The sequence below is a fragment of the Microbispora sp. NBRC 16548 genome, from assembly GCF_030268985.1.
Classification (GTDB): Bacteria; Actinomycetota; Actinomycetes; order Streptosporangiales; family Streptosporangiaceae; genus Microbispora; species Microbispora catharanthi.
The window spans coordinates 482,130-496,682 of record NZ_BSSF01000001.1; the positions used below are offsets into that span (position 1 = coordinate 482,130).

At 72.4% G+C, this 14,553-nt stretch carries 15 protein-coding genes and 1 pseudogene; 8 read left to right on the plus strand and 8 right to left on the minus strand.

The genetic code is table 11. The features are described 5' to 3' along the window. The first annotated feature begins 43 nt into the window (after nt 1–43). The 3 genes and pseudogenes from QSK36_RS02205 (at nt 44) to QSK36_RS02215 (ending at nt 5,077) form a co-directional block, all read left to right on the plus strand. Complete coding sequence (locus tag QSK36_RS02205) at nt 44–961, plus strand: LLM class F420-dependent oxidoreductase (protein ID WP_183536261.1); 918 nt, start codon at nt 44–46, stop codon at nt 959–961. A gap of 107 nt (nt 962–1,068) precedes the next feature. After that, entirely contained in the window at nt 1,069–2,595 is a 1,527-nt protein-coding gene (locus QSK36_RS02210; protein ID WP_285781148.1) for a 3' terminal RNA ribose 2'-O-methyltransferase Hen1, read from the plus strand. Then, a pseudogene (locus QSK36_RS02215) lies at nt 2,592–5,077 on the plus strand (polynucleotide kinase-phosphatase). Before QSK36_RS02210 ends, QSK36_RS02215 begins: the two are co-directional and overlap by 4 nt. A gap of 119 nt (nt 5,078–5,196) precedes the next feature. Here QSK36_RS02215 and QSK36_RS02220 read toward each other — a convergent pair. Continuing rightward, entirely contained in the window at nt 5,197–6,777 is a 1,581-nt protein-coding gene (locus QSK36_RS02220) for an MDR family MFS transporter (RefSeq protein WP_285781149.1), read from the minus strand. A 105-nt stretch (nt 6,778–6,882) separates the two neighbouring features. Between QSK36_RS02220 and QSK36_RS02225 the strand changes: the two genes are divergently transcribed. Then, nucleotides 6,883–7,479 (plus strand): TetR/AcrR family transcriptional regulator, encoded by a 597-nt coding sequence (locus tag QSK36_RS02225; protein WP_285781150.1) that lies wholly within the window; start codon nt 6,883–6,885, stop codon nt 7,477–7,479. 79 nt (nt 7,480–7,558) lie between these two features. Here the strand turns inward: QSK36_RS02225 and QSK36_RS02230 are convergent, their stop codons facing one another. Further along, on the minus strand, nt 7,559–8,131 hold the full coding sequence (locus tag QSK36_RS02230) for a TetR/AcrR family transcriptional regulator (RefSeq protein ID WP_183536269.1): 573 nt from the start codon (nt 8,129–8,131) through the stop codon (nt 7,559–7,561). Nucleotides 8,132–8,219: 88 nt separating this feature from the next. Here QSK36_RS02230 and QSK36_RS02235 point away from each other — a divergent pair, with 88 nt between their 5' ends. From QSK36_RS02235 to mug, 3 genes are read left to right on the plus strand one after another with little or no spacing between them, the layout of a single operon-like run. After that, nucleotides 8,220–8,591 carry a DUF4267 domain-containing protein gene (locus tag QSK36_RS02235; protein ID WP_285781151.1) on the plus strand — a complete coding sequence of 124 codons (372 nt, stop codon included), beginning with the start codon at nt 8,220–8,222 and terminating at the stop codon, nt 8,589–8,591. A gap of 41 nt (nt 8,592–8,632) precedes the next feature. Beyond that, the gene (locus QSK36_RS02240; RefSeq protein ID WP_285781152.1) at nt 8,633–9,136 is read left to right on the plus strand and encodes a cupin domain-containing protein; all 504 of its coding nucleotides are present in this window, start codon (nt 8,633–8,635) and stop codon (nt 9,134–9,136) included. A gap of 9 nt (nt 9,137–9,145) precedes the next feature. Next, nucleotides 9,146–9,685: a G/U mismatch-specific DNA glycosylase gene (mug, locus tag QSK36_RS02245; protein ID WP_285781153.1), complete on the plus strand. Its 540-nt coding sequence runs from the start codon at nt 9,146–9,148 to the stop codon at nt 9,683–9,685. Between the two features lie 18 nt (nt 9,686–9,703). Here the strand turns inward: mug and QSK36_RS02250 are convergent, their stop codons facing one another. Further along, on the minus strand, nt 9,704–10,699 hold the full coding sequence (locus QSK36_RS02250) for an alpha/beta hydrolase (protein WP_225898019.1): 996 nt from the start codon (nt 10,697–10,699) through the stop codon (nt 9,704–9,706). A gap of 75 nt (nt 10,700–10,774) precedes the next feature. Here QSK36_RS02250 and QSK36_RS02255 point away from each other — a divergent pair, with 75 nt between their 5' ends. Beyond that, nucleotides 10,775–11,218, plus strand: a complete 444-nt coding sequence (locus QSK36_RS02255) for a MarR family winged helix-turn-helix transcriptional regulator (protein WP_183536275.1) — start codon at nt 10,775–10,777, stop codon at nt 11,216–11,218. A 32-nt stretch (nt 11,219–11,250) separates the two neighbouring features. On the opposite strand, the gene QSK36_RS02260 is transcribed toward QSK36_RS02255, so the two are convergent. From QSK36_RS02260 to QSK36_RS02280, 5 genes are all read right to left on the minus strand, one after another. Beyond that, complete coding sequence (locus QSK36_RS02260) at nt 11,251–11,880, minus strand: DUF6879 family protein (RefSeq protein WP_183536277.1); 630 nt, start codon at nt 11,878–11,880, stop codon at nt 11,251–11,253. Nucleotides 11,881–11,984: 104 nt separating this feature from the next. Continuing rightward, nucleotides 11,985–12,113, minus strand: a complete 129-nt coding sequence (locus QSK36_RS02265; protein ID WP_259405417.1) for a hypothetical protein — start codon at nt 12,111–12,113, stop codon at nt 11,985–11,987. Nucleotides 12,114–12,193: 80 nt separating this feature from the next. Beyond that, nucleotides 12,194–12,832, minus strand: coding sequence for a DUF6879 family protein (locus QSK36_RS02270; RefSeq protein ID WP_182901382.1), 639 nt, complete (start codon nt 12,830–12,832; stop codon nt 12,194–12,196). After that, nucleotides 12,807–14,021 carry a hypothetical protein gene (locus QSK36_RS02275; RefSeq protein WP_285781154.1) on the minus strand — a complete coding sequence of 405 codons (1,215 nt, stop codon included), beginning with the start codon at nt 14,019–14,021 and terminating at the stop codon, nt 12,807–12,809. Before QSK36_RS02275 ends, QSK36_RS02270 begins: the two co-directional genes overlap by 26 nt. A gap of 369 nt (nt 14,022–14,390) precedes the next feature. Next, entirely contained in the window at nt 14,391–14,516 is a 126-nt protein-coding gene (locus tag QSK36_RS02280; protein WP_285781155.1) for a hypothetical protein, read from the minus strand. Between the last annotated feature and the right edge of the window lie 37 nt (nt 14,517–14,553).

The following is a 14,553-nucleotide window of genomic DNA, read 5'->3' on the forward strand; positions in this document are numbered from 1 at the left end:
CACTCTAGCAAGTCGTGGACGCGGGGGCGGGGATAATGGACGGATGAAATTGAGGATCTTCACCGAACCCCAGCAGGGGGCGAGCTACGACGACCTGCTCAGGGTGGCGCAGGCGGCCGAGCGGCTCGGGTTCGACGCGTTCTTCCGGTCCGACCATTACCTGCGGATGGGCGACGGCGACCCCGCCCCGGGCCCGACCGACGCGTGGATCACCCTGGCCGGTCTCGCGCGGGAGACCTCGCGCATCAGGCTGGGCACGCTGGTGAGCGCCGCGACGTTCCGGTTGCCCGGGCCGCTGGCGATCAGCGTCGCCCAGGTCGACCAGATGAGCGGCGGCCGTGTGGAGCTGGGTCTCGGCACCGGCTGGTTCGAGGAGGAGCACACGGCGTACGGGATCCCGTTCCCCTCCCTGGGCGAGCGGTTCGAGCGCCTGGAGGAGCAGCTCGAGATCGTGACCGGGCTGTGGGCGGCGGCCAAGCCGTTCTCCTTCGAGGGCGCGCACTACCGGCTGGCCGACTCACCGGGGCTGCCCAAGCCGGCGCAGCGGCCCCGGCCGCCCGTCATCATCGGCGGCGGGGGCGCCAAGCGGACGCCGCGGCTGGTCGCGCGGTTCGCCGACGAGTACAACGTGCCGTTCCACCTCCCCGAGGACACCGCCGCGGCCTTCGACCGGGTCAGGCAGGCGTGCGACGCCGTGAGCCGGGAGACCGTCCTGCTGTCGGCGGCGCAGGTCGTCTGCGCCGGACGGGACGAGGCGGAGATCGCCCGGCGGGCCGCCAACATCGGCCGCGAGGTCGGCGAGCTGCGCGTCAACGGGCTGGCGGGCACGCCGCAGGAGATCGTGGACAAGATCGGCCGGTTCGCCGAGATGGGCGCCGAGCGTCTCTATCTGCAGGTCCTCGACCTGCACGACCTGGAGCATCTGGAGCTGATCGCGGCCGAGGTGCTGCCGCACGTGTGAAAAGGGTGCTGCCGTACGTGTGAAAGGCGCGCTGCCGCACATGTGATAGTGCCGCACGTCTGAAAAGCCATAGCCGGTCGAAGGGGGCATCCGGCACACTTTGCCGGGTGCTCCTCACGATCTCGACGACTCTCCGGCCCGCCACGGACCTCGGCTTCCTCCTGCACAAGCACCCCGACCGGGTGCAGGAGTTCGAGCAGTCGTTCGGCATGGCGCGGGTCTTCTACCCGGAGGCGGGCGAGGACCGGTGCACCGCGGCGCTGCTGCTGGAGGTCGACCCGGTGCGGCTGGCCCGTTCGCGGGGCTCGTCCTCGCCCGACTTCTCCCTGGGGCAGTACGTCAACGACCGGCCGTACGCCGCGTCCTCCCTGCTGGCGTCGGCGCTCGCCGACGTGTTCCGCACGGCGCGGACCGGCCGGTGCGCCTCCCGGCAGGACCTCGCGGACGGGCCGATCCCCCTGGAGATCGGCCTGCCGGCCCTGCCGTGCCGGGGAGGGGCCGATCTCGCGCACCGGCTGTTCGGGCCGCTGGGCTGGGAGGTCGGCGCCGAGGCCGTGCCGCTGGACCCCGGCTTCCCCGAGTGGGGCGAGTCCCGGTACGTACGGCTCGCGCTGCGCGGCAACGTGCGCCTGGCCGACGCGCTCAACCACCTGTACGTCCTGCTCCCGGTGCTGGACGACGCCAAGCACTACTGGCTGGCGGGCGACGAGGTCGACAAGCTCGTCCGCGCGGGAGAGGGCTGGCTGGCCGGTCATCCGGACAAGGGGCTGATCACCCGTCGCTATCTCGGCCGGCGGTGGGCGCTCACCCGCACCGCCTTCGCCCGTCTCGCCGAGCTGGGCGACGACGTGGAGGAGAGCCTGGACCCGCCGGTGGAGGAGGAGCCGGGCGCCGAGGCCCCCGGCTCCGCCGCACCGGTCAGCGGAGCCGGGCAGGCGGAGCCCGACATCGTCGACCCCGATATCGCCGACCCCCAGGTCGCCGAGCCCGGCCGCACGCCCGACGCCGCCCCTGAGGAGCGGGTGCCGCTGAACACGCTGCGCCGGGAGGCCGTCGTGGCGGTGCTGGAGGAGGTCGGCGCCCGCACCGTGCTCGACCTCGGCTGCGGCTCGGGGCAGCTGCTGTCGGCGCTGCTCGCCAAGCCGGCCTTCGCCAAGGTGGCCGGCATGGACGTGTCGGCCCGCGCGCTCGCGATGGCCAAGCGCCGCCTGCGCGCCGACCGGATGCCGGACGCCAAGCGGGCCAGGCTGGAGCTGTTCCAGGGCTCGCTGACCTATACCGACGCGCGCCTGGCCGGGTACGACGCCGCGGTGCTGATGGAGGTCGTCGAGCACGTGGACCCGCCACGCCTTCCCGCGCTCGAACGCGTGGTCTTCGGCACGGCGCGGCCCGCACACGTGATCGTCACCACGCCCAACGTGGAGCACAACGTCAGGTACGAGCTGCTCGAGGGGGCGCGCCGGCACCCCGACCACCGATTCGAGTGGAGCCGGGCGGAGTTCGCCCGGTGGGTGGCGGGCGTGTGCGAGACGTACGGCTACGCGGCCGAATCGCGGCCGGTCGGCGAGGACGACCCCGAGGTGGGCCCGCCCACCCAGATGGCGGTCTTCAGCAGGAGGGAGGAGCGGCCGTGACCGAGATCAGCGTGCCGGAGCTGTCGCTGGTGGTGCTCGTCGGCATCTCCGGGAGCGGCAAGTCGACGTTCGCGGCCCGGCACTTCGCGCCCACGCAGGTCGTCTCGTCCGACTTCTGCCGGGGCCTGGTCGCCGACGACGAGAACGACCAGACGGCCACGCCCGAGGCGTTCGACCTGCTCCACCACATCGTGGGCATCCGCCTGAGGCGGGGCCTCCTCACGGTGGTGGACGCGACCAACGTGCAGTGGGAAGCCCGCAAGAAGCTCATCGAGCTGGCCAGATCTCACGACGTGCTCGCCGACGCGATCGTGCTCGACGCGCCGGAGGAGGTGGCGCGCGCCCGCAACGCGGCCCGCCCCGACCGGGCCTTCGGCCCCCACGTGATCACCCGGCAGCGCAAGGAGCTGCGCCGGTCGCTCGGCAAGATCTCCAAGGACGGCTTCCGCCGGGTCCACGTGCTGCGCGGCGACGAGATCGACGACGTGACCGTCACGTACGAGAAGGCGTGGACCGACAAGACCCACCTCACAGGGCCGTTCGACATCATCGGCGACGTGCACGGCTGCCGGGCCGAGCTGGAGTCCCTGCTGGTGAAGCTCGGCTGGGAGGTCGGGCCGGACGGCGCCGTCCACCCCGAGGGGCGTACCGCGGTCTTCGTCGGCGACCTGGTCGACCGTGGCCGGACACGCCGGGCGTGCTGCGGCTGGTCATGAGCATGGTCGAGGCCGGGACCGCGCTGTGCGTGTCCGGCAACCACGAGCAGAAGCTGGTGCGGGCCCTCGACGGCCGCAAGGTGCGGGTCGCCCACGGCCTTGAGCGGTCGCTGGAGCAGCTCGCCGCCGAGCCGGAGGAGTTCCGCGCGGACGCCAGGACGTTCATGGACGGTCTCATCAGCCACTACCGCCTCGACGGCGGCAGGCTGGTGGTCGCGCACGCCGGGCTCAAGGAGGCCTACCACGGGCGGGCCTCCGGGCGGGTGCGGGCGTTCGCCCTGTACGGCGACACGACCGGGGAGACCGACGAGTACGGCCTGCCGGTGCGCTACCCCTGGGCGAACGACTACCGGGGGCGTGCCATGGTCGTCTACGGGCACACCCCGGTGCCCGAGCCGGAGTGGGTCAACAACACGATCTGCCTCGACACCGGCGTGGTCTTCGGCGGGCGGCTGACCGCCCTGCGCTACCCCGAGCGCGAGCTCGTCTCGGTTCCGGCCGAGAACGTCTGGTATGAGCCGGTGCGGCCGCTGGCCGCGGCCACCCCCGCCCGCGATCCCGGCGTGCTGGACATCGGCGACGTGGACGGCACCCGCTTCGTGGAGACGCGATTCGGCGGCCGGATCAGGATCGCGGAGGAGAACTCCCGCGCCGCGCTGGAGATCATGAGCCGGTTCGCCGTGGACCCCCGCTGGCTGGTCTACCTTCCGCCGACCATGGCCCCGCCGGAGACCTCCGCGCTGGAGGGCTACCTGGAGCACCCGGCCGAGGCGTTCGACGAGTTCGCCCGGGCGGGGGTGACCCGGGTGGTGTGCGAGGAGAAGCACATGGGCTCGCGGGCGATCGCCGTGCTGGCGCGGACGCCGGAGGCCGCGGCCCGCCGCTTCGGCGTCGCCGACGGCACGACGGGCAGCGTCTACACCCGCACCGGGCGGCCCTTCTTCGACGAGCGCGTGCCGGAACTGGTGGACCGGCTGCGTGAGGCGGCCGCGCCGCTGTGGGAGGCGCTGGAGACCGACTGGGTGGTGCTCGACTGCGAGCTGCTGCCGTGGTCGGCCAAGGCGGAGGGACTGATCCGCGACCAGTACGCCTCGGTGGGGGCGGCCGCCCGGGTGGCGCTGCCCGAGGCGGTCGCCGCGTTGGAGTCGGCGGCGGGACGTGGCCTGGATGTAGGCGCTCTGCTCGACCGCACCCGCCGCCGTGCCCACAACGCTGCCCGGTTCCGCGACGCCTATGCCCGCTACTGCTGGCCGGTCTCGGGCCTCGACGGCGTACGGCTCGCGCCGTTCCAGATCCTCGCCTGCGAGGGCAGGGCGACGGCGGTGGAGGAACCGCACGAGTGGCACCTGAAGACGCTCGGCCTGATGGACTCGCCGCTCCTCACTCCGACCCGCCATGTCTTCGTCTCCCTCGACTCGCTGGAGGAGCGGGAGGCGGCCGTCGCATGGTGGACGGCGCTGACCGAGGCCGGGGGTGAGGGCATGGTGGTCAAACCGGCCGCGCATCAGGAGGGACGGGTGCAGCCGGGCGTGAAGGTGCGGGGCCGTGAGTACCTGCGGATCATCTACGGCCCCGACTACACCGAGTCGCTCGACGTGCTGCGGCGCAGGTTCACCGGCAGGAAGCGGTCGCTGGCGCTGCGGGAGCACGCGCTCGGCCTGGAGGCGCTGACGCGCCTGGCCGGGGGTGAGCCGCTGTGGCGGATCCACGAGGCGGTCTTCGCCGTCCTCGCGCTGGAGTCCGAGCCGGTCGACCCCCGTCTTTGAGACCGGACGGCCCCCCGGTACGGCCCCCGGTACGGCCTCCCGCTCACGCGACGGGAGCCGTACCCGGGGGCCGTGGTCAGGGAGCCGGGTTCAGGGGACAGGGCTCAGCGGGGCAGGGCTCAGCGGGACTCGGCCGCGGCGGGCGCGTGCGCTCCGGCGGCGGCCGGCTCGGCCAGGTCCATGCTGTCGCGCAGCCGCACCTGCGGGAGGAACAGCACGGCGAGGATGCCGACGACCGCGATGCAGGCCGAGATCAGGAAGATGTGGCCGGTGGCGTCGCCGTAGGCGGCCCGCACGATGGTGCGGATCGGCTCGGGCATCGCCTTGATGTTGAGGGTGCCGCCGCCCTGCGACCCGGTCGGCCGGATGCCGGCCTTCGCGAGGCCCGCGACGATGTTCTCGGTGACCCGGTTCGCCAGCACGGCGCCGAGGATCGAGACGCCGATCGTGCCGCCCAGTGAGCGGAAGAACGTGACGGCGCCGCTTGCCGCGCCCAGTTCGCGCAGCGGGACGGTGTTCTGCACGGCCAGGACGAGGTTCTGCATGGACATGCCGACGCCGACGCCGACCACCAGCATCCCCGCGCCGACGAGGACCAGCGAGGTCTGGTGGTCGATCGTGGACAGGGCCAGGAAGCCGAGCGTGAGCACGATCGAGCCGACGAGGATGTACGGCTTGACCCGCCCGCTGCGGGACACCATCCGCCCCGAGATCGTGGACGACACGAGGACGCCGAACATCATCGGGATGGTGAGCAGGCCCGCCTCGGTGGGGCTGTAGCCGCGGCCGATCTGGAAGTACTGGCCCAGGAAGACCGCGCCGCCGAACATCGCCATGCCCACGGCCAGGCTGGCCAGGATGGCGAGGGCGGGCACGCGCCGCCGCACGACGTGCAGGGGGACGACGGGCTCCCGGACCACGGTCTCGACCCACACGGCCAGGACCAGCAGCACGATCGCGGCGCCGACCATGGCGAAGGTCTGCCAGGAGATCCAGTCGAAGGAGTTGTTGACGAACGTCACCCAGATCAGCAGGACGCTCACGCCGATCGCGATCAGGAGGGCGCCCACGTAGTCCACCGAGGTCTCCGGACGGCGGATGGACGCCACGTCGAGTGTGCGGTGCAGGACGACCAGGGCGATGAGGGCGAACGGGATCGGCAGGAAGAAGCACCACCGCCAGCCGAGCCAGGAGGTGTCGGTGATCAGACCGCCGAGCAGCGGGCCGCCGACCGTGGCCACGGCGATGACCGCGCCGAGGTAGCCGTTGTACTTGCCGCGCTCCTTCGGCGGGATCATCGCGGCGATGACGACCTGGACCAGGATCTGCAGGGCGCCCATGCCCAGGCCCTGGACCGCGCGGAAGGCGATCAGCATCGGGGTGTTCTGGGCGAAACCACAGGCGAACGAGGCGACCAGGAAGATGCCGATGGCGACCTCGATCAGCAGCTTCTTGCTGAACAGGTCGGCGAGCTTGCCCCAGATGGGGGTCGAGGCGGTCGTGGTGAGCAGCGCCGCGGTGACCACCCAGGTGTACTGCGACTGGGTGCCGTTCAGCGCACCGATGATCTGGGGGAGCGCGACCGACACGATCGTGCTGCTGATCATCGCGATGAACAGGACGAGGAGCAGGCCGCTCAGCGCTTCGAGTACCTGCCGGTGGCTTTTCGGGCCGGCCTCCGGCAGCGTGGGTGCGCTCACGCGCAGCCTCCAATCGGATGGGTGAGGACAACTGCCCTCAGATTACATGCCCACTGGGCAACTTTGCGCAGTGGGCAATGTTTGAGCGGCTAAGCTGAGCCCACCATGGAGACGACGGCGGGATTGCGCGAGCGTAAGAAGGCCGAGACGCGGCAGGCCATCCACAAGGCCGCCCTGCGGCTCGCCGTGGAACGCGGGCTGGACCACGTCACCGTCGACGACATCGTGGAGGCCGCCAACATCTCGCGCCGGACCTTCTCCAACTACTTCGGCAGCAAAGAGGACGCCCTCCTGTACGGCGAGGAGGAGCGGGTCCGGTCCCTGGTGCGGGCGGTCCGTGAACGGCCGGCGGGGGAGTCGGGCTGGCAGGCGCTGCGCGGGGCCGTGCGCGACGAGCTGGAGGACATGGGCGAGCTCGACCGCGAGTGGGCGGTGCGCACCTCGCTCACCAAGCGCCACCCGTCCCTGCTCGCCCGGCAGCTCGCCAACCACGCCGCACTGGAACGGGAGCTGGTCCAAGCGATCTCCGACCGCGACGGGGCGGGAGAGCCGGCCGCCGACCTGAAGTGCCGGATCATGGCCGCCGCCTTCCTCGTCGCGTTGCGCATCGCGACGCACGTCTGGATCGAGGAGCAGGAGGCCCGCCCGCTCTCCCAGATCATGGAGCAGGCCCTCGACGAGGTGGCGCGGCCTTTTCGCTGAGCCTCCGGCCCTTCCGCCGGCCCCGTCTGGGCCCCCGTGTGGGCGCCCGGTTTGGGCCTCCGGAGCTCGGTGGTGGGGCTCAGCCCGTGAAGCGGGCCAGGAGCAGCCCGAGCCTGAGCTCGTGGTGCTCGCGCGGGAGCCGGCCGCCGCGCATGAGGGTCACCAGGCCGTGCAGGGCGGCCCAGAAGGTCTCGGTCAGCGCGCCCAGGTTGTCGCCGCCCGCGTGGGGGCGGACGGCCTCGGCCAGCTCGCCGAAGGCCGCCTGCAGGGCGGGCGGGGCCTCGGGGGTGGCGAACGGCAGCGGGACGATCTGGCTGAACATCACGTCGTAGAGGGCCGGGTGCCGGTCGGCGAAGGCCACGTAGGCCGCGCTGACGCCGGCGATGGCGCGGCGGGCGTCCGGCGCCGCGGTCCTGGCCACGCGCAGCTCCACGGCCAGGTCGGCGCAGCCCTCTACGGCGACGGCCGCCATGATCGCGTCCTTGCCCTTGAAGTGGCTGTAGAGCACCGGCTGGCTGTACTCGACCCGCTCGGCCAGCCGCCGGGTCGTCACCGCCTCCCAGCCCTCGGCCTCGGCCAGCTCACGGGCCGCCGTGATGATCAGCTTCTCGCGCTCGGCGCGCTCGCGCTCCCTGCGTGACTGGATAGACATGCTTGGAACTCTAGCAGCGCTAGCCTTTATGGCAATGCTCTGCTAGCGTCATTCTCGTTCCTAGCGCTGCTAGTTCTCGGAGAGAGACATGCTCACCCCCATCGCGTACGGCCTCGCCGTCGTCCTCAACCTGTTCGTCCTGTTCATCGGAGCCCGTTTCCTGCTCGTGCCCCAGGCGGCGGCAGCCGGCTACGGCGTCCCGGCCAAGAAGGACGGCGACGTCGCCTACCTGACGATCAAGGGCCTGCGTGACGGGGGCTATGGTCTGCTGGGCCTGGCCCTGCTGGCCTTCGCCGGCGCCCGCGCCGAGGCCTGGTACATGCTGATCGTCGCCCTGCTGCCCCTGGGTGACACCCTGATCGTGCTGCGCAACGGCGGCACCCGGGCGGTCGCCTTCGGCATCCACTTCGCGACCGCCGTGATCGTGCTCATCAGTGCCGCCCTGCTCTTCGCCGTCTGACCCCCCGCACCCGTCGCACCACTTTGTGGAAGGACTCCCAAATGTCGCTGACCGTCCCCAATTTCGCCGAATCCGTGATCGTGCGCTCCGCCGACGCCGAGGTCATCGGCCGGGCCCCCATCACCATGCGGCTGCTGGCCGACAGCAGCGCCACGGGCGGCGCCCTGTCCGCCCAGCGCATCACCCTCAACGGCGGGGCGGACGGCGCCGATCCCCATCACCACGCCGGCTCCGCCGAGCTGTTCTACCTGCTCGACGGCTGCGCCCAGCTTCTGACCGGGGACGAGGTCGTCACCGCCGAACGCGGCGACCTCGTCATCGTCCCGCCCGGGCTCGCCCACGCGTTCGCCGCCGCCCCCGGCCACGACGCCGACATCCTCATCGTCGTCACACCGGGCGTGGAGCGCTTCGAATACTTCCGTCAGCTGGAGCGCATCGCCTACGGCAAGCAACCCCCGGAGTCCCTCCTGGAGGTTCAGGAGCTCTACGACAACCACCTGCGCACCAGCGCCGTCTGGAACGCGACCAGGAGCGGGCGGCACTAGCATCGCGGCATGGCCCCCACCAAGGCCGACCTCGAGGCGGCCAGGAACGCGACGATCGAGGACGTGCTCGGCCCCGGGCTCGACGTGCTGTTCTGCGGGATCAACCCCAGCCTCTACTCGGCCGCGACCGGTCACCACTTCGCGCGGCCGGGCAACCGGTTCTGGCCCGCCCTGCACCTTTCCGGTCTCGTGCCGCACAGGCTCGCGCCGTCCGAGCAGCACCTGCTCCCGGCGTACGGGCTGGGTATCACCAACATCGTGGCCCGGGCGACCGCCCGGGCCGACGAGCTGGCCCCGGAGGAGCTCCGCGTGGGCGGTGAGCGGCTCGCGCGGCTGGTGGCCGAGGTCCGTCCCCGCGTCCTGGCGATAGCGGGGGTGTCGGCCTATCGGGTCGCCTTCGCGCGCCCTGCGGCCCGGATCGGCCCGCAGGAGGACGCGATCGGCGGGACGGCGCTGTGGGTGCTGCCCAACCCCAGTGGGCTGAACGCCCACTGGAGGCTGGAGGACATCGCGGCCGAGATGGCCCGCCTGCGCCCGTCGCGTTCCTGACGGGATCGACCGCGGCGGTCAGGGGCGGCCCGCACTGGGCTCCTCAGGGTCCTCAGGGTCCAGGCGCCGGTCCGCCTGTGCCTCGTGCCCGGCGCGCGCCCGCGCGGACAGGAAGCGGGCGGCCTCGTCGAGCGCCTCGTCGGCCTCGTCGAGGTGGCCGAAGTGGTTCTGGAAGACGTGCGGCACCTGCGGCCAGACCCGCAGCGTGACCTCCACCTCGTCGGCGGCCGCGCGCCCGGCGAGCCGGACGGCGTCGTCCAGCAGGATCTCGTTCGAGCCGGCCTGCACCAGGAGCGGGGGCAGGCCCCGCAAGTCGGCGAACACGGGGCTCGCCAGCGGCTGGGCGGGATCCTGACCGGCCAGGTAGGGGGTGGCGAACGCCTGGATCGCCTCCCGGGTGAAGATCGGGTCGGCGTCCTTCTTCGTGCGCATGCTCTGCCCGCCGAGTGTCAGGTCGACCCACGGGGAGAAGACGACGGCGCCCGCCGGCTGCGGCAGGCCGGCGTCGCGGGCCGCGACCAGGGTGGCGACGACCAGCCCGCCGCCCGCGGAGTCCCCGGCGAGCACCAGTTCCTCCGGTCGCACACCCCCGTCGAGCAGTGCCCGGTAGGCGGCGAGGCCGTCGTCCACCGCGGCGGGGAAGGGATGCTCGGGGGCCAGTCGGTAGTCCACGGACGTCGCCCGAAGCCGGGCACGGCGCGCCAGCTGGGCGGTGACTCCCGCGTGCGTGCCGGGCGACCCCAGGACGTAGCCGCCGCCGTGGAAATGGAGCAGCCGCCCGCGGCCGGTGGCACCGGCCGGGGTCAGGTCGAGCGCGGGACGGCCGGCGAGCACCGTCTCGTGCGCCGCGACGTCGCCGGGCAGGGGCCGGGAGAGTGCCTGGGCGAATCCGGCGCGCCGCTCCGCAAGCGTCGGGTTCGGGTGGACGGGGGCGTTGCGGTGCAGGGCGTCGACGGCCTCGCGCTGCCGGCGGGTCATCTGGACCTCCATGATGTCGGGGGTGAGAGGATGCATTCCGTGGAATGCACATATGACCCTCAATCCGATTCCGCAGAAGATGATTCCCTGGAATCAACCGAATCGGTGGATGTGACGGACATCACTCGCCTGTTCACCGATCTCGTCCGCGTCGAGACCCGGCTGTACAACGCGGTGAGCGACCGGCTGCGCGCCGAGCACGGCATCGGCCTGGGTCAGTTCGAGTTCCTGGAGATCATCGACGGCCGCCCCGGGTGCCGGGTGCTCGACATCGTGCGCGAGGTGGGGATCACCGTCGGAGCCGTGAGCAAGGCCGTCGACCGGCTCGAGAGCGCGGGCCTGTGCGTGCGCGTGGCGCATCCGGAGGACCGGCGGTCCTCGGTGCTCAGCCTCACCCCGGAGGGTTCCCGGCTCCTGGCCGCGGCCCGCCCGACCTTCGAGGCCGAGCTGGCCGCCCGCACCGCCACCGTCCCGGCCGCCGACCTCACCCGCACCGCCGCGACGCTCGCCGCCCTGCGCGCGGTGCTGGAGGAGCACCGGCGGGACGGGGCCTGAGCCCTGTCCCGCCGGCTGGGCGCGGGCGCGTCTCAGGGGTGGCCGGGGCGGGACAGGATCCGCCGGGCGACCGGCGGCGGCAGGTGCGCCACCTCGCGGTCGTGGAAGGCCACCATGTCCTCGGCGTCGGCGTACAGTTCGGCGACGGCTCGGGCGCAGCCCTCGACGACCCGGGTGTCGGTGATCCGTCGTCCGCCCACGTGGGCGCCGATCTCGTCGTAGAGGACCTCGTACATCAGGTCCCGGTCGAGGATCAGCAGCTCGGGCAGCGGCGCGCGGCTCTCCAGGTGGCGTACGGACCGGGCGTGCAGCGCCCGTGCCCGCTCGCCCGCCCGCGTGCGCGCCGCGAGCAGGACGATCTCCCACTGCAGGTAGGGCGTCGGCGGCATCTCGACGATCCGCAGCCGGCGCAGCTCCGCCCGGGGCGGCAGGTCGTCGGCGAAGCGCATCTCGTCCATCAGCGCGAGCGACCGGTCCCAGTTTCCGCTCATCATGGCGACCCAGCTCGGGGTGTCGGGTTCGTGGAAGTGCTGGGCGCGTTCCAGCTTCCATACCACGCCCTCGATCCGGCGCAGGTGGTCGTAGAGCTCGGTCCGGTACTCCGCCGCGGGAAGAACCTGTCCCGCGGCCTTTCTGACGTGCTCGAACGCTTCTCCGGGCATGAAGTCTCCTTCGGCCGAAGCCGAATCGCTGGTCGGAGCGCGCCAGGTTCCGGCCCGGATCTGGAAACGTGGCGCGCGTGGGTCTTCCGCGGGCGTCCGGTGGATCAGTTCCCCGTCGAGTTGCTGCACACGGCCGTCTCCGTCGCGTCCAGCAGCCTGATCCTGATCTGCCTCGTCCCCGCCGTTCCTTCGGTCTCCTGCACCACCTCGGGTTCTGGCTCGGCCGGCTTCATCTCACCCTCCGTTCGTCGGCGTGGCCGCAAACTCTCCCCCGAGGGCGCCATGTCGATCGTTGGCCGCTCCCGATCCGGGGTCAAGGCCCAATCTGGGCGGGCTTGTCCGACAGGCCGGGCGGAGGCGGCAGCGGGGCCACCTCACGCTCGAAGAACGGCAGCAGGTCCTCGCCCTCGCCGTACAGGGAGACCAGGGCGGACAGGCAGGGTGAGACGACGCCGGGATCGGTGATCCGGCGGGCGCCGACGGCGGCCCCGATCTCGTCGTAGCGGACCTCGTACAGCAGGCCCGGGCCGAAGACCACCAGTTCGGGCAGCGGCGCCCGGGTCTCCAGCGGTGCGACCGCCGCAGCCCCGATCACCCTGATCTCCTCGCCCGCCGCCACCCGTACGGCGAAGATCTGCGCCTCCCACTGCAGGTATGGGGTCAGGGGCAGCTCGACGACGCGCAGCCGCCGGAACGGGGCCCGCTCGCGGTACATCGCGGTCAGCGGGGCCCGCATCTCCTCGATGAGCTCGACGGCCAGCGCCCAGTCGCCCGCGTCGGCGGCCCGCCAGCTCGGCACGGCCGGCTCGTGGAAGTGCTGGGCGCGCTCCAGCTTCCACACCACCCCCGCCGCGTCGCGGTAGACCTCGTCGAACTCGGCCTGGTAGGCGTCCAATCCCAGGAACTCGCCGTCGGCGGCCCTGACGTCATCGAACACATCGCTCGGGATCACGGTTCCTCCTCAGCAGTCCGGCGGCACGGCGCGCCTTCGGGCCGTGCCTGCGCCACCACGTTGTGGCCCAGAGGACGTGGAACCCGGTGACGACCAGCACCGTGACCACGCCGTCCGCCGCGGCGACCCAGCCGGGCGGGTCGAGCAGCGCGCGCACGGAACCGGCGAGCAGGCCCAGGGCCGCGGGAATCGTCACCGCGACGGCGAGGCAGAGGCACAGCGCGGTCCCGGCGAGGAGCAGCGCGGTGTACGCCCGGACCCAGCGGCCCTCGGTCCGCGGCAGCCGGGCGAGCGGATCGGCCGACCGGCGCAGCAAGGCCCGGCGGCACACGTGCGCGGCGTACGCGGCGGAGTCGCCGTACAGGTTCCGGCAGCCCGTCACGTCCTGCAGGACGAAGTAGAGATCGGTGCGCATGAACACCAGGAACTGGGTCGACAGCATGAGCAGCGCCGTCATCGCGACGACGGACAGGGCCGGTTGCGGACCGGCCGGCACGGTCAGCAGGAGGCAGACCGCGCACACGGCGGCGTCCAGCGCCATGCCGGCGAGGTAGACCGTCAGCCGGACCCGGCGCTCCGCCAGCCAGATGCCCGACACCTCGGTCTGCGCCGTGAGGAACTGCAGACGGGTGCCGAACCTGATGCGCCCCGGCACGCCGGCGGCGCGAGCCGTGCACAGATGGGCCAGCTCGTGCAGGAGGATCAGCAGCCATCCGGCCGCCGTCTGCGCGAGCAGGACCAGCGTCCCGCGGTCGCTCCAGAGCAGGTCCCGCCAGCCGGGTACGACGCCGGGCCGCAGCAGTGCCACCGCCGCCCCGGCGAGGATCACGGCCGCCAGGGCGGCGTGCAGGAACGGGTTGAGCGTCCACCGCACGTGGCGGGGCAGCAGCCGGGGAAAGGTGGGCGGCGGGGGAGCGGACGCGGGAACGGGGCATCCGTCGACCGCCGCCACCAATCCCGCACGGACCAGGCCGTCGACGAATCCGCCCACGTTCACCCGGGTGCCGGTCTCCGCGCCGAGCCGCCGCTCCACCTCGGGGACCGTCGCCCCCTCCTGGAACAGGCGGATGACCCGCATGCCCTGCGCGGGCACGGCGATGACGTCGCCCGTCTCCACCCGCCCGACGATCCACTCCTCGCGATCCCGGCGTACGCCGAGGTCGTGCAGGGTGACCCGGGTCGGTGTCATGACGAGTGGCCCGTGGGGCGCACCGGGGCGGGCGTACGGCCCGCCCCGGTCCCGGTGCCCGGCAGATCACGCCCCGCTGCGCGCGGCCAGGGCGGCGCCTCGCCGCGCATCACCCATGGGGAGCTTCTCGAAGGCACGGACTTTTCACGGGGCCCGAAATCGTCACCCCGCCCGTGGAAATTCCCCGCATGCTCGGAATTCCTGCGGGGCCCGAAACCCCACTCGCGAGAATTCCCCGTAGGCTCGGGCTTTCCGCGGAACCCGGGAAAGGCGCCCGCGGCTCCGCTACGGCCTCCTCCGCCTCGCGATGCGTCCACCTGGATCCCCGCTCCTGGCGGGCAGCATGTGTCAGGCACTCGCGGGCCGGCCTCAGGTGGAGTTCCCCTGGCTGAAGGCCGTCGTCTCGATCTTGTCCAGTCTGCGGATCGCGATCTCGGCCGCGGCAGGTTCGGCGGATTCCTCCGGCTGGGTCTGGTTTTGCTCTTGAGGGGTCATCGAGCACCTTCCGCTGTGGATTGTTGGTGCGGACCTC